The organism is Acinetobacter sp. UBA6720, from assembly GCF_002454215.1.
Lineage (GTDB): Bacteria > Pseudomonadota > Gammaproteobacteria > Pseudomonadales > Moraxellaceae > Acinetobacter.
Genome location: NZ_DKIK01000148.1, coordinates 681 through 14,098 on the forward strand (window position 1 = coordinate 681; position 13,418 = coordinate 14,098).

15 protein-coding genes are annotated in these 13,418 nt (G+C 42.7%); 5 read left to right on the top strand and 10 right to left on the bottom strand.

The genetic code is table 11. The features are described from left to right. On the bottom strand, window positions 1–230 hold a 230-nt coding region (locus B4F08_RS13155; protein WP_349680398.1), incomplete at its 3' end, for a UPF0758 domain-containing protein. A gap of 111 nt (window positions 231–341) precedes the next feature. Here B4F08_RS13155 and coaBC point away from each other — a divergent pair. Together coaBC and B4F08_RS13165 are read left to right on the top strand one after the other, a co-directional pair. Continuing rightward, on the top strand, window positions 342–1,616 hold the full coding sequence (gene coaBC / locus B4F08_RS13160) for a bifunctional phosphopantothenoylcysteine decarboxylase/phosphopantothenate--cysteine ligase CoaBC (protein ID WP_086210477.1): 1,275 nt from the start codon (window positions 342–344) through the stop codon (window positions 1,614–1,616). Between the two features lie 76 nt (window positions 1,617–1,692). Further along, window positions 1,693–2,082, top strand: a complete 390-nt coding sequence (locus B4F08_RS13165; protein WP_291374681.1) for a cytochrome b562 — start codon at window positions 1,693–1,695, stop codon at window positions 2,080–2,082. Window positions 2,083–2,142: 60 nt separating this feature from the next. Here B4F08_RS13165 and secB read toward each other — a convergent pair whose 3' ends face one another. The 4 genes from secB to rsgA all read right to left on the bottom strand — a co-directional run bounded on the left by secB (window position 2,143) and on the right by rsgA (window position 4,457). Beyond that, window positions 2,143–2,592, bottom strand: a complete 450-nt coding sequence (gene secB, locus B4F08_RS13170; RefSeq protein WP_004697631.1) for a protein-export chaperone SecB — start codon at window positions 2,590–2,592, stop codon at window positions 2,143–2,145. Between the two features lie 27 nt (window positions 2,593–2,619). Then, on the bottom strand, window positions 2,620–2,874 hold the full coding sequence (grxC, locus tag B4F08_RS13175; RefSeq protein WP_004697632.1) for a glutaredoxin 3: 255 nt from the start codon (window positions 2,872–2,874) through the stop codon (window positions 2,620–2,622). Window positions 2,875–2,893: 19 nt separating this feature from the next. Further along, window positions 2,894–3,301 (bottom strand): rhodanese-like domain-containing protein, encoded by a 408-nt coding sequence (locus B4F08_RS13180; RefSeq protein ID WP_004697633.1) that lies wholly within the window; start codon window positions 3,299–3,301, stop codon window positions 2,894–2,896. Window positions 3,302–3,398: 97 nt separating this feature from the next. Continuing rightward, window positions 3,399–4,457 (bottom strand): ribosome small subunit-dependent GTPase A, encoded by a 1,059-nt coding sequence (gene rsgA, locus B4F08_RS13185; RefSeq protein WP_004983468.1) that lies wholly within the window; start codon window positions 4,455–4,457, stop codon window positions 3,399–3,401. A gap of 124 nt (window positions 4,458–4,581) precedes the next feature. On the opposite strand from rsgA, the gene orn reads away from it, so the two are divergent. The 3 genes from orn (at window position 4,582) to B4F08_RS13200 (ending at window position 6,977) form a co-directional block, all read left to right on the top strand. After that, entirely contained in the window at window positions 4,582–5,136 is a 555-nt protein-coding gene (gene orn, locus B4F08_RS13190) for an oligoribonuclease (protein ID WP_004697635.1), read from the top strand. Window positions 5,137–5,294: 158 nt separating this feature from the next. Next, window positions 5,295–6,029, top strand: coding sequence for a Bax inhibitor-1/YccA family protein (locus B4F08_RS13195; RefSeq protein ID WP_005401723.1), 735 nt, complete (start codon window positions 5,295–5,297; stop codon window positions 6,027–6,029). Window positions 6,030–6,173: 144 nt separating this feature from the next. Further along, window positions 6,174–6,977, top strand: coding sequence for an enoyl-ACP reductase FabI (locus B4F08_RS13200; RefSeq protein WP_291374688.1), 804 nt, complete (start codon window positions 6,174–6,176; stop codon window positions 6,975–6,977). 56 nt (window positions 6,978–7,033) lie between these two features. On the opposite strand, the gene B4F08_RS13205 is transcribed toward B4F08_RS13200, so the two are convergent. From B4F08_RS13205 to lptE, 5 genes are all read right to left on the bottom strand, one after another. Further along, window positions 7,034–8,446, bottom strand: a complete 1,413-nt coding sequence (locus B4F08_RS13205) for an efflux transporter outer membrane subunit (protein ID WP_291374689.1) — start codon at window positions 8,444–8,446, stop codon at window positions 7,034–7,036. A gap of 9 nt (window positions 8,447–8,455) precedes the next feature. Next, on the bottom strand, window positions 8,456–10,447 hold the full coding sequence (locus B4F08_RS13210; RefSeq protein ID WP_110974647.1) for a MacB family efflux pump subunit: 1,992 nt from the start codon (window positions 10,445–10,447) through the stop codon (window positions 8,456–8,458). Between the two features lie 2 nt (window positions 10,448–10,449). Further along, window positions 10,450–11,787, bottom strand: a complete 1,338-nt coding sequence (locus B4F08_RS13215; RefSeq protein ID WP_086210468.1) for a MacA family efflux pump subunit — start codon at window positions 11,785–11,787, stop codon at window positions 10,450–10,452. 115 nt (window positions 11,788–11,902) lie between these two features. Continuing rightward, the gene (holA, locus tag B4F08_RS13220) at window positions 11,903–12,892 is read right to left on the bottom strand and encodes a DNA polymerase III subunit delta (RefSeq protein WP_291374690.1); all 990 of its coding nucleotides are present in this window, start codon (window positions 12,890–12,892) and stop codon (window positions 11,903–11,905) included. Window positions 12,893–12,901: 9 nt separating this feature from the next. Continuing rightward, window positions 12,902–13,411 (bottom strand): LPS assembly lipoprotein LptE, encoded by a 510-nt coding sequence (gene lptE, locus B4F08_RS13225; RefSeq protein ID WP_291374692.1) that lies wholly within the window; start codon window positions 13,409–13,411, stop codon window positions 12,902–12,904. Between the last annotated feature and the right edge of the window lie 7 nt (window positions 13,412–13,418).

Sequence of the window (13,418 nt, forward strand, 5' to 3'; positions counted from 1 at the left end):
CCAATGCCGTGAAATTGGCTGAGTTCGGGCAGTTCAGCATCGAAAACGGCATTCAGACTGCCGAAATGCTGTAACAGCAGACGGGCCAATTCGACCGCAGAATGTTGTGTTGAGCCCGAGCGGATAAAAATAGCCAGTAGTTCCGCATCAGAGAGGCTGGCAGGCCCTTGTTGTAACAAGCGTTCACGTGGCCGTTCTTGTTCGGGCCATTTTTTTATAGATAAGTGCATTCTTTTATACTTTTTTATTCTTAATTTGAGGAACATGACCCAACCGATTATTGGGTATAAGACTATTTAATGCTATTGTGAGCGCCACTGCAACAGAAAGGTAGCCTGTTCGTGAGCTTTGATCTCAGTGTGATTCCAAATAAAAATATCCTTTTAGCTGTTACGGGCGGTATTGCTGCCTATAAAAGTGCCATCTTAGTTCGTCGTTTAAAAGACGCAGGTTTTCAAGTCCGTGTGGTCATGACCGAAGGCGCACAAGCCTTTATTACCCCATTAACATTCCAAGCCTTGTCAGGCAATCCTGTGCATACTGAATTGTTAGACCCTGAAGCCGAAGCGGGCATGGGACATATTGAGCTGGCACGCTGGGCAGACTTGCTTTTGGTTGCGCCTGCTAGTTGTAACACCATTGCAAAGTTTGCTGCGGGTTTAGCTGATGACCTGCTTTCTACTTTATATTTAGCCACCAAAGCCCCTGTGTGGGTTGCACCTGCCATGAACCAACAAATGTGGGCAGCAAAAGCGACGCAGCGTAATTTAGCCACTTTGGTAGACGATGGCGTGCATGTAATCATGCCAGATGCGGGTGCTCAAGCTTGTGGTGATGTTGGGTTAGGTCGTATGCCTGAGCCTGAGGATTTGGCACATCAAGTGACAGAATACTTCCATAAAGCGCAGCGTGCCATGGCTGAAAAATTTGGGATGCTGGCCGGTAAAAAAGTCACCATTACTGCTGGGCCAACGCGTGAAGCGATTGATCCTGTGCGTTATATTTCCAACCACAGTACGGGTAAAATGGGCTTTGCTCTTGCCGCTGCATGTTATGCGGCTGGAGCCAAAGTGACTTTAATTGCAGGTCCTGTCAGCTTAGACACGCCGAATGGTGTACGCCGGATCAATGTTTCATCTGCCATGAAAATGTTGGATATCAGTATGCAAATGTTGGATGAAGGCTGTGATGTGTTTATCGCGACTGCTGCTGTTGCAGACTATCGCGTTGCAGAAGTTGCAGAGCATAAGATTAAGAAAGCAGGGGATGAGCTCAATGTTTCTTTAATCAAAAACCCTGATATTGTGGCGACCATTGCACAGCAAGATAAACGCCCGTTCATGGTTGGCTTTGCAGCAGAAACACGCAATGTCGAAGAATATGCTGCAGGTAAATTAGTCGCGAAAAAGCTCGATATGATTGCTTGTAATGATGTGTCACGCCCTGATATTGGTTTTGCTTCTGATGAAAATGCGATGATAGTCTTTTTTGCAGAACATTATAAAATGCAAAAACGTGATCTGGAAAAAGCGTCGAAACAAGAAATTGCGTTGCAGTTGGTTGAAGCGATTCATGATGCTTTACACCGAGACCCTGAAAGTGATGATGATTTTTAATTTACATCGTTCTTAGTTTTTGCCATATTTAATGCAGCCTTAGGCTGCATTTTTTTGCAAACTCATAGGAATAAGAATGAAAACACTATTAAAGGTCGTGCTGTTGAACAGTGGTATATGTTTGGCAGGATTTGCACAAGCATCGGAAGTGCTAGAAGGCGCGATGAAATCTTTGGCGAAGAACTCAAAGGCTTTTGCTCAAGCCCAGACTGCCACAGAGGCAAATAACGCATTAACTGAAATGCAAAAAGCCGCAGTAACTGCCAAACAAAATAAGCCCGGAAAGTTAGCGAAACAAGCAAAAGACAGTGCTCAAGTGAAGCAATATGAGCAAAGTTTTGATGTATTATCTCAAGAGATTGAACATGCTCAACATCTCGTACATGCAGGAAAGTTGACTGAAGCCAAACAAAGTTCAGCCAAGTTTGAAGCCATTAAGCAGCAAGGTCATAAAACGTTTAAATAATTCAGTACAATAAAAAAGACCGCAAAAGCGGTCTTTTTTATGTTTGAAGGGCTTAAACGTTTAAGCTTGACCTTCAACAGCAGCGGCTTGAGCACGCTGCATATTTGCTTCGAACTCAGCATCAAAGTTAATTGGTGTAAGTAACAATTGTGGGAAGCTACCTTTAGTCACCATGTCATTCACCGCTTCACGAAGGAACGGGAACAAAATGTTCGGGCAATATGCACCTAAGATGTACGGAAGACGTTCTTCTTCAACACCATCTACAAGGAAAATACCCGCTTGAGTAACATCGACGATAAACGCCGTGTCACCTGCATTGTTCGCTTGTACAACCACTTTAAGTGAAACTTCGTAGTGAGTTGGATCAACTTTTTCAGCAGAAGATGACAAGTTGATGTTCAACTCTGGTTGCCATTCTTTGGTAAAAACTTGCGCCCCAGGAACTTCAAAAGAAATATCTTTTGTGTAAATACGTTCTAAAGCAAGTTGTGGTTGAGCTTCACTCATTTTCTAATCCTTAATATGCTGAGCTAATTATGCCAATAGTTGGTCGAGTTTGCCTTCACGCTCTAAAGCATAAAGTTGATCAAAACCACCAATAAATTGGTCATCAATAAAAATTTGTGGGACCGTACGATGATTGGTACGTTGCATCAATTCAATGCGGACTTCAGGCGCTTCTTTAGATAAATTAATTTCTTTATATTCAACGCCTTTACGCTCAAGGAGCTGTTTTGCGCGAACGCAATATGGACATACAGTCGTTGAGTAAATAGTGACTTGAGCCATGAGTTTCTCCTTGTGCGAATTATTTAGCTTTGACCAGTGGTAAGCCTTGAGCTTTCCAGTTGCTAATCCCGCCATCTAAACGATAGCTGTCAGTATGCGCAACTTGTTGTAAAGCAGTGCCTGCCACTTGACCTAAGTTACAGATGAACACGAGTGGACGATCTGCAGCTTTTAACTCTTCAGCATGTTTTGTAATTTGGCTGTAGGGAATGTTGCGACTTCCACTGATATGACCTTCACGGAAATCTTTGGCATCACGTAAGTCAATCAACATGGCATTTTTAGCTTTCACTAAAATACCTAAAGATTGTGGTGAAATTTTGCGACCATTGCGTTGTCCTTCAAGTACGAAAAACAAAACAACCAATACCGCAAGTGTTCCAAATAAGAAGGGGTGATTCCCCATAAACTCGAACCAACGTTCCACAAGTCACCTAAATTACAATTCAAAAATTGCTAGAGAGTATAGCTCATAAAATATGGTGATCAAAATCACCGCTTCAAGGGCTAAGGTTGAATAAAAATTAATTTTTTTGCTGAGCTTCAGCAATTTCATCAATCAGACGTAAATAGCTGTCTAAACGGCGCGTTAAAATTTCACCATTTGCCGCAGCTAAGCGTAAAGCGCATTGTTTTTCATGTTTATGGGTGCAGTTACGGAACTGACAGTAGCCCAACAAGTTTTCAATTTCAGGAAAACCACGTTGCACTTTGTCTGCATCTAAGTGCCATAAACCAAACTCACGAATTCCCGGTGAGTCAATCAGCGAGGCACCTTCGCCAAAACCAATCAAACGGGTAGAGGTCGTGGTGTGCTGCCCTAAGGCAGAGTTTTCAGAAATCACATTGGTTTTTTGTGCAGCGTCAGGCACGATGGCATTAATCAGGGTGCTTTTGCCAACACCAGACTGACCGACAAAGGCTACCGTTTCATTTTTTAAACGCTGGGTCAGAGCCGTTAAGTCACCATCGGCTTGTGTTTGCATCACTTCATAGCCTAAGGCTTGATATTCCGCAATCAACGCTAAAATTGGGTCATTGTCTTTGAGTAAATCGGTTTTATTCAGCACCAACAGTGCTGGAATATTGGCATCGGCACAGGCCACCAAATAACGGTCAATTAGACCTGGTGCAGGCTCAGGCAGTGGCGCAAACACAATTACAATCAAGCTGATATTGGCAGCGACAGGTTTCACTTTATGGTAACGGTCTGGACGAGTCAGTAGCGACTGACGTGGCTGTATGGCATTGATGATTCCCAGTCCTGTATTTGGGTCGGCTTGCCATTTGACACGATCACCTGTGACCAATAGTTCGAGGTTGGTACGTGTATGACAGCGCCAAATACTGCCGAGTTCAATCGGTTTCCAAAACGGTTCAGGCTCGCCTGCTTGTACCGTTGGTTTGATGGGATGTGGATCTGGAGTCGTAAGGGCTTGCACTTCAAGCTGACGGCCATAGTGTTGTACCACCAAGCCTTCTAAGTCATTTGAAGTGTCGATATCTTCTTGACGTGTTTGCTGTTGTTTCTGAATGCGACGTTGTTGCTGTTCAGTTAAACGACGTTTACGAATTAAAGCCATTCATATCCTAAAAAACCATGAATTCAAGATGGCAAAAATAGCACGAAGCAGGGTAGCAGTTACAGCATCGAAGCAATTAATTTGCTACTATCATCGTTTTTAAGCCGAATAAGATTGCACATTTATGAGCAGCACCGCTGATACGCGTTTGATTTGGATTGACCTTGAAATGACAGGTCTCGATACAGATAACGACCAAATTATTGAAGTTGCTACAATTGTGACGGATGATAATTTAAATATTTTAGCTGAAGGGCCTGTGCTTGCTGTACATCAGCCCGATCGCGTACTAAATGCAATGGACGAGTGGAACACCCGCCAACATGGTCAATCAGGCTTAATTGAACGTGTACGTCGCAGTAAATTGACGGCACAGGATGCCGAGCAGCAAACTTTAGAATTTCTAAAGAAATGGGTCAATCCAAAAAGCTCACCGATGTGTGGCAATTCAATCTGCCAAGACCGTCGTTTTTTACACCGTTTAATGCCTGAAATGGAACAATATTTCCATTATCGTAATTTAGATGTGTCTTCGGTTAAAGAGTTGGCTAAACGCTGGCGTCCAGAAATTATGAGTGGCTTGAAAAAGAATGCTTCACACTTAGCGATGGATGACATTCGTGATTCGATTGCGGAACTGAAGTATTATCGCGAATACTTTTTTATTATGAATAAATAAGTACTAAAGAAAGAGGCGTTAGCCTCTTTTTTATTGAAATCGAATAGAATAAAGCTGAGGGTGTTTGTGTAGAAAAAAGAAACACTTTTTTGCTATACAAGTTTAAAACAAGCTTTATGATAAAGTAAATTAATTAAATTATAACAAAGAGTTGAGTTATGCAAAGTAATAACCCTATTTTGAACCGCGTGGAAACACATGCGGATTATAGTCAACCGATGACTGTTCAAGGTGCTATTCAGAAGTCTGTATTACTTACAGTGATTGCGGCTGTGTTCGGTATGGCACTGTTTTTCTACTGTTTCATGAGCTTAAACATTTCGCTAGCTTATGCTGCAACCTTAGTCGGCGCGATTGGTGGTCTAATTTTAGGCCTCATTGCAACCTTTAAACCGAATACCGCTCGAACTCTTGCTATTCCTTATGCCTTGTTTGAAGGTGCTTTTTTGGGAGGGGTATCGGTTATTTTCCAATTGAAATATCCGGGTGTGCCTTTACAAGCACTGTTGGCAACTTTTGTCACCACTTTAGTGATGTTTGGTTTGTATCGTTTTCAAATTATTCGTGCCACAGAAAAATTCAAATCTGTGGTGATGTCGGCTTCAATTGCCATCGCAATTGTCTTTGTGGTGCAAATGGTGATGCGTTTGGCTTTTGGTTCAAGTATTCCATTTTTATTTGAAAACAACTTATTAGGTTTAGGTTTTGCTGCTTTTGTTGCAGTGATTGCATCACTTAACTTAATTTTAGATTTTGATTTGATTGAAAGTGCTGCGGCACAACACGCGCCGAAAGCGATGGAGTGGCTGTGTGGTATTGCACTACTAGCGACTTTGGTGTGGATGTACTATTCATTCTTGCGTTTACTCAGCATGCTGCGTGGCGATGACTAATCTATCGAGTCTTAACACATACGCCCCTTCATCGGGGCGTATGTGTTATTGAATGTTGATGAATTGAAAAAAGGCGCATTATGCAATTTCGGTTTCAACTTAAACTTGGCATTATGCAGATAAATTATTTTGAGTGAGAGTCACATGGCACAAGGACTATTGGCTGGAAAGCGTTTTTTAATCGCAGGTATTGCAAGTAAATTATCAATTGCATTTGGTATTGCTCAAGCGCTTCACCGCGAAGGTGCGGAACTTGCGTTTACTTATCCAAATGAAAAACTTAAAAAACGTGTGGATGAATTTGCAGCACAATTTGGTTCAACGATTGTTCTACCGTGTGATGTGGCTATTGATACTGAAATTGAACAGACTTTTGTTGAATTGGCAAAACATTGGGATGGTTTAGATGGTGTAGTGCATTCGATTGGTTTTGCACCTGCACATACCTTAGATGGGGACTTTACTGATGTAACGGATCGTGATGGCTTTAAAGTGGCACATGACATCAGTGCATATAGTTTCATTGCGATGGCACGCGCGGCGAAGCCATTATTGGTTGCACGTCAAGGGTGCTTATTGACCTTGACGTACCAAGGTTCTGAGCGCGTGATGCCAAACTACAACGTGATGGGTATGGCGAAGGCATCATTAGAAGCGGGTGTACGTTATTTGGCTTCAAGCTTGGGTGCAGAAGGGATTCGTGTGAATGCGATTTCAGCAGGCCCAATCCGTACTTTGGCGGCATCAGGGATTAAATCGTTCCGTAAAATGTTAGACGTCAACGAAAAAATTTCACCACTTAAACGTAATGTGACCATTGAAGATGTCGGTAATGCCGCATTATTCCTTTGCTCGCCTTGGGCAAATGGTATTACGGGTGAAATCATGTATGTTGATGCAGGTTTCAACACTGTGGGGATGAGCCCAGACTTGATGCTTGATGACTAATCGCTTAGTTGAAATGTAAAAAACGGCACATCATGTGCCGTTTTTTATTCTGCTTTTTATTGAGGAAGCTGTTGAATCGGGCTACCGCCGAGTGCTTGCATCAAGGTCACGTAAGCGTTGTATTGGCTTTGTTTGGTATTTACCAATGTTAAGCGAGCAGTACGCGTGGTTTCTTGTTGATCCAACAAGGTTTTTAAAGCCACGGCACCATAGCGATAACGCACTTGGGTCAAACGTTCCACTTTTTCAGCCAGTTCTAAATTCCGCTGTTGTAATTGTACTTGTTGACTCAACTCAGTTCGTGCAGACAGTGCATTTTCCACATCGGCAAAGGCTTGGTACAAGGTCTGACGATATTGCACAATGGCTTTTTCATAGTCTAATTGACTAATCGCAAGGTCACGTTTCATGTCATTATATTGCAAGAACGGCAGACTTAAACTTGCGCCTAATGTTAGTGCAGGGTTCTTGAGCAGCTGCGTTAGTGAAGTGCTCGTTGATCCTAGATTCCCTGTCAAACTGATCGAAGGATAATAGCTCGCCGTGGTAGCATCTTTAGTGGCTAAACTCTCACGTAAACGTAGCTCAGCCGCTTTTAAGTCTGGACGGCGTGACAAAATGTCAGCAGGTAAGCCCGCTGCAATACTTGGCAAAGCCAAACGTGGTAAACGCTGTGGTTCATCAACACTCAACTGCTGTACAGGCATATGCAGTAACACTGCAATTGCGGTACGGGTCTCGACCAAACTTTGCTGAATTTGACTTAGACTGGCTTTTTGACTTTGTACGGACTGTTCCGCTTGGGTTAAGTCCAGTCCTGATACAGCCCCAGCTTGATACTGAACTTTAACCAAGTCATAGAGTTTTTGTGAGGTGGCAAGGCTTTGCTCAGCCGTTGTACGACTTTCATTATAATAGGCCAACTGCCAATATAGCTTCGCCGTGGTGCCAATTAAGCTTTGAGCAGTGGCTTGTAAATCTTGCTCGGTGGCAAGAGCTTCCCATCTCTTTGCTTCAGTTTGACGGGCCAATTTACCAAATAAATCGACTTCATAACTGAGTCCTGTTTTGGCAGATAATCCGCTTGATGTGTCATTTCCATCATTTAAATTAAAACTATGTCCAGTAGATAAACCTGTACTTGAACTCACTCTAATTTTTTGCTGATTTTCTGCAAGTTCTGCTTGTAAGCGTGCTTGCTTTAAGGTCATCCCTGCAACGGCCAGATCGGCATTTTTTGCAAGCACGGCATCGACCAGTTGATTGAGCTGTGCATCGCCAAACAACGTCCACCATTGGTCGGTATAAATTGCTTGTTGGCGTTGTTGTGCAGTCGCTTTGTCATACTGAAACTGAGTCGGCGTTTGTACGACTGGCGTTTGATAAGGGGTTTTAACCACGGCTGCACAACCAACCAATGTGCTCCCAAGCAGCATTGCAGTACAAAGGCGTGTAAATAAAAAAGGCATATTTTTTCCTTATTCTCGAGCGAGTGCTGCAACAGGATCAAGTTTGGCTGCATTTTTTGCAGGTAAGAAACCAAACACCACACCAATTAAAGTTGAACAGACAAATGCGGCAATAATGGACGTGGTGGAATAAGCAACAGCAAAATTATCCCCTGCAAACTTCTCAATGATTTGCCCTAGTCCAAGGGAGAGGAGTACACCCAAAACACCACCAATTAGGCAGACTAGAATGGCTTCAATCAAGAACTGCTGTAAAATATCACTCTGACGTGCACCTACGGCCATCCGAACGCCAATTTCTTGTGTCCGTTCTGTGACCGATACCAGCATAATATTCATCACGCCAATACCACCAACTACCAATGAAATCACCGCAATAGCAGAAACCAATAGGGTCATGGTACTGGTGGTTTTTTCAATGGTTTGGCGAATACTGTCACTGTTCATGGTAAATACGTCTTGTTGACCATGACGTAGGGTGAGTAAGTTTACAATCGCATTTTCAGCAGCACTGGTTGAATATTTATCATTGATTTGCACAATAATATTGCGCACATTGCTCTGACCGAGCATACGGCTCATTACTGTCGTGTAAGGCATATAGACATTTAATGTATCATCAGAGCCCATAGCACTGTTTTGTGGTTCCACGATTCCAATAATGCGCGCAGGCACGCTGCCAAGTAAGACCACTTGACCGACAGGATCAGATCCGTCACTAAAGAATTGTTTTTGGGTGTTGGTATCAATGATTACGTCTTGGGTACGATCACGTACACTACGCTGATCAAAGGTTTGTCCACTTTTAAAGGTGAGACCTTTGACTGTAAAGTAGTCGGCACCAATTCCATTGATCGTGGCACTGGCTTCATTTTCTTGATAACGAATCGTTTTGGATGAACTCACCATGGGGCTGACAGCACTCACATAGGGTTGAGTTGCTAAAGCGTCGGCATCGCCTGGAACAAGCGTTTTGAAATTAGCCGTTTTAGAGTTGTCACCGAAGCCACGTCCCTGAAATACGGTAATGGTATTGGTTCCTAGGCTACTAATATTATTCAAAATCTGCTTCTGCGAGCCATTTCCTAATGCCACTACAGTTACGACAGACGCAATCCCGATAATAATACCGAGCATGGTCAAAAAAGTTCGCATGCGGTGAGCATTCATGGACAATAGTGCCATGCGGAAAGCTTCACCTAGACGGTCGAGCAAGGAGCGCCATGCTGAGACGCTTTTATTTTTTTCTTGCTGGGCAGAAATCGCAGTTTCTGCATCTGGATCTGTATGTAGTTCTGTGTCGTATTCGGGTTGATTAACTCGGTCGGCAATGATTAGACCATCACTGATTTCAATAATACGCGAGGCATTTTTTGCCACTTGCATGTCATGAGTGACCAAAATAATGGTATGGCCTGCGGCATTCAGTTCGCGTAAAATTCGCATTACTTCGATACCGCTATGCGAGTCTAATGCGCCTGTTGGTTCATCAGCGAGAATAACATCTCCACCATTCATTAGCGCACGTGCAATTGAGACACGTTGTTGTTGCCCCCCAGAAAGTTGACTTGGACGGTTTTGAGTTTTGTTACCTAAACCTAGTTCCGTCAGTAGCGCAGTGGCTCTCTGCTTTCTTTGATAAGGGCTCACTCCAGCATAAACGGCAGGAACTTCGACATTTCCCTCGGCTGAGAGATCACCCAAGAGATGATAACGCTGGAAAATGAAACCAAAATACTCACGACGCAACTCAGCCAGTTGGTCTGGTTCAAGTTTGCCAGTTTCTCGTCCATTGACCTGATAACTACCCGAAGTTGGTCGATCAAGACAACCTAAGATATTCATGAGGGTCGATTTACCTGAACCCGATTGCCCGACAATGGCAACCAGTTCACCCTCATAAATGGTCAGATCAATCCCTTTGAGAATTTGTACAGTACTTTCGCCAGCTGGAAACTCTCGCACCAAATTGCTGACTTCAAGCAAGGCTCTTTTTGTCATGCTTACATTCCCATCGGTGGGCCGTTACGACGACGGTTGCTACTGTTTGCGGTTGCAGCAGCAGTATCAGAGCTGTCAGCAATGACCACTTGATCACCTTCTTTTAAGCCTGCAATAACTTGTGCATTGACACGGTTATTAATACCAACCAAGACTTGTTTAGGTTGAGCAGAACCATCTGCCTGTAAAACACGAACGACACTCACCGTTGCTTTGCCGTCTTTGACCAATTGTTGCTGTGCAGCATTTAATTTGAGACGCTCTAAGCGAGGAGCTTGTGGATGATCTGCATCAGATTTATTTTGTGCAGAAGATGCAGCCTCTGTATTAGAGTTACTACTACGATTTGCATTTGTAGTGCGGGTAGAAAGCGCAGAAGAAGGGACAAGCAAGGCATTTTTTGCAGAGTCAAGTACGATATATACTTGTGCTGTCATATCAATACGAAGTTTGCCATCGTGATTTGGCACATCAAATAGCGCATTATAATAAATAGCTGTACTTGTAGATGTACTGGTACTGGTGTCATCATCTGTAATTGAGTCTGGCGCAGGCTCAACCTGACGCAAACTTGCATAACGTTTGCTGTCATCCCCTAAAGTTGTAAAGTACACAGCTTGTCCTTTTTGCACTTTCATAATGTCCGCTTCACTGACCTGTGCCTTAATGGTCATATTCTGTAGTTTTGCAATTTTGACAATGGTTGGTGTACTTTGATTAGCATTCACCGTTTGACCTTCTTCAGTCACAATCGCAACAACGGTACCGTCAGTCGGTGCCACAATACGGGTATAACCAATATTGGTTTGAGCTGTTGATTTGGTCACTTTTGCAGATTCAATTTGTGCATCAATCGCTTTTATTTGGGCTTGGGCTGTTTTATAGCTTGCTTCGGCAGATTCTAATTCTGCTTTAGATGTTGCATCTTGGGCATACATTTGTTGTTGACGTTTATAGGCCAACTGCATTTCATTTAAGTTGGCTTCTTGTTGTAGGCGCTGCGCTTCCAGATTCTTAATATTTGCTTCTGCTGTTTTAAAGCTGTTTTCTTGGGTCGTTGAATCAATTTGAGCGATTAATTGTCCTTGTTTGACTTCGTCCCCTAATTGCACATACATTTTTTGTACTTGGCCTGATACCTGTGCACCGACACTTACCAGTTTGGTCGCATCTAAAGTGCCTGTAGCTAATACCGTGTTTTCAAGGTCGCCACGACTAACACTTTCGGTAATATATTGAGGTTGTTCTTGTTTTGGCTTGAAGTATGTCCATGCGACATAAGCAACTACAGCAATACAGAGTACTGCTATGATCATTTTAAAAGCTTTTATTTTTTGCATTGGAATCAGGGAGTAAACAAAATTAGGAACATTATAGAAGCGAAATACGGATAAATCGTGAATTTTTTGAACAAATAGAAATGATTATTATTTTAAAAATGAAGATACCGTGAATTTAAGCTGGAAAAAGTGATTTTCCACAGAGTGAGGCAATCGCTTGCATCACGACATGTTCTGCATTTTCATGTTGTAAACCCTTAATTGAAGCATCAATCCGTAGTAATAAATGGGGCCATGTCAAAAAACAGTGCGGATTTAGTCGACGTAAAGCGTGTTGATAGACGCTAACTTTATTTTTCCAAATGCCGAGTTGTAGCGCATTTTGTGGTTGTTCAAATAGTTGCATCAATAAACGCATTTCTTTGCTGATACTCCACAAAATCAGACTGAGAGGTTCGCCTGAAGCAATCAGATATTGATAAATTTTAATGGATTGCGCTAAATTTCCTTCGAGTAGGGCATCGCTTAAATCGAAGGTGCTATAACGGGACTGGTCTTGCAAACAAGCTTGTAAGTGATCAATTTGAATCAGTTCAACTTCAGCAAAAGTATCGCTGACACGCATCAAGCTGTTTTTTGCTGCAAGTAGGTTATGTTCATGATGCTGTTCTAACCATTGCCATGCATCCTGACTGAGTTTTATCCCCAGTTTATCTGCTTCAATGCCTAAAATCTGCTGACGATCCCGCGGATAATTCGCGGTCAGGGCCACATGCACACCATTGGCTTCAACAGTTTGAAAAAAGCCAGTTTTTAGGCTGGCACTGTCTTGCTTGGGCATCACGACCAAAAGCAAATTCTGTTCATTGTTTTGGATATAACTTTTTAGCAGCTTAAGACCGTTGGCATCAGGCTTAATATTGCCATGAACTTCAATGGCTAACTGGCTGGAAAATAAGGATAAGCTGTTGAGTGCATTAAAGACATTTTTCCAATCATTAACATTATTAATGTCATGACGTTGCCGTTCGATCTCTTGTTTTTGCCAGCTGATCCGAAATGCATCTAGTAAGTTTTGTTCAAGTAATGGCTCTTGACCTTGCATCACCCACGTACCACGGGCTTCATCGACACGTTTTAAGGCTTGCAGATAGTCAAGTTTCATTCAATAACCTTATTGTTGGGCAGAGGGTAAACGATTCAAAGAAATCTGGCGAACAATTTGTTGAGCAATATCATCGACAATGACTTGGTTCAAGTAAGTCTTTTCTTGATCATCGGTGTTGACGGTTTCAACGTTATACTGGTATGTACGTGTCGCGACAACTGTTCGTGGCTCCGTAATCGGGCGACCTTGCGCATCTTCAATACGGAAGGTGACGTTTAGTCGTAAAATGACTTCAATCAGTTTACCATTGAGTTCTAAACGCTGTGGTTTATAGTCTAAAACATGGAGTACATAGGCATCTGAACCATTGCTCAACTGAACCCCAGATGCACCAAGGTAGATGGCTAATTTTTCATGTAACTCATCAGTGTCTTTTGGCAGAACTAGATTTATTTTTGAATAAGCAATCGGTGTTGTACTTGGGTTGGTTCCTTTTAAATGAAAGCCACAACCGACTAAGCTTGCACCTAGGCCACAAGTTAAAACAATGGCTGCCAAACGTTTGCCTAAATGCATGTGTTGT

What these genes read in the sequence shown, in the direction of transcription:
- B4F08_RS13200 (WP_291374688.1), top strand. Translation starts at nt 6,174, where the DNA reads ATGGCACAAGGACTATTGGCTGGAAAGCGTTTTTTAATCGCAGGTATT.
- grxC (WP_004697632.1), bottom strand. Translation starts at nt 2,874, where the DNA reads ATGGCTCAAGTCACTATTTACTCAACGACTGTATGTCCATATTGCGTT.
- rsgA (WP_004983468.1), bottom strand. Translation starts at nt 4,457, where the DNA reads ATGGCTTTAATTCGTAAACGTCGTTTAACTGAACAGCAACAACGTCGC.
- B4F08_RS13165 (WP_291374681.1), top strand. Translation starts at nt 1,693, where the DNA reads ATGAAAACACTATTAAAGGTCGTGCTGTTGAACAGTGGTATATGTTTG.
- B4F08_RS13215 (WP_086210468.1), bottom strand. Translation starts at nt 11,787, where the DNA reads ATGCAAAAAATAAAAGCTTTTAAAATGATCATAGCAGTACTCTGTATT.
- B4F08_RS13205 (WP_291374689.1), bottom strand. Translation starts at nt 8,446, where the DNA reads ATGCCTTTTTTATTTACACGCCTTTGTACTGCAATGCTGCTTGGGAGC.
- lptE (WP_291374692.1), bottom strand. Translation starts at nt 13,411, where the DNA reads ATGCATTTAGGCAAACGTTTGGCAGCCATTGTTTTAACTTGTGGCCTA.
- B4F08_RS13210 (WP_110974647.1), bottom strand. Translation starts at nt 10,447, where the DNA reads ATGACAAAAAGAGCCTTGCTTGAAGTCAGCAATTTGGTGCGAGAGTTT.
- B4F08_RS13195 (WP_005401723.1), top strand. Translation starts at nt 5,295, where the DNA reads ATGCAAAGTAATAACCCTATTTTGAACCGCGTGGAAACACATGCGGAT.
- orn (WP_004697635.1), top strand. Translation starts at nt 4,582, where the DNA reads ATGAGCAGCACCGCTGATACGCGTTTGATTTGGATTGACCTTGAAATG.
- holA (WP_291374690.1), bottom strand. Translation starts at nt 12,892, where the DNA reads ATGAAACTTGACTATCTGCAAGCCTTAAAACGTGTCGATGAAGCCCGT.
- secB (WP_004697631.1), bottom strand. Translation starts at nt 2,592, where the DNA reads ATGAGTGAAGCTCAACCACAACTTGCTTTAGAACGTATTTACACAAAA.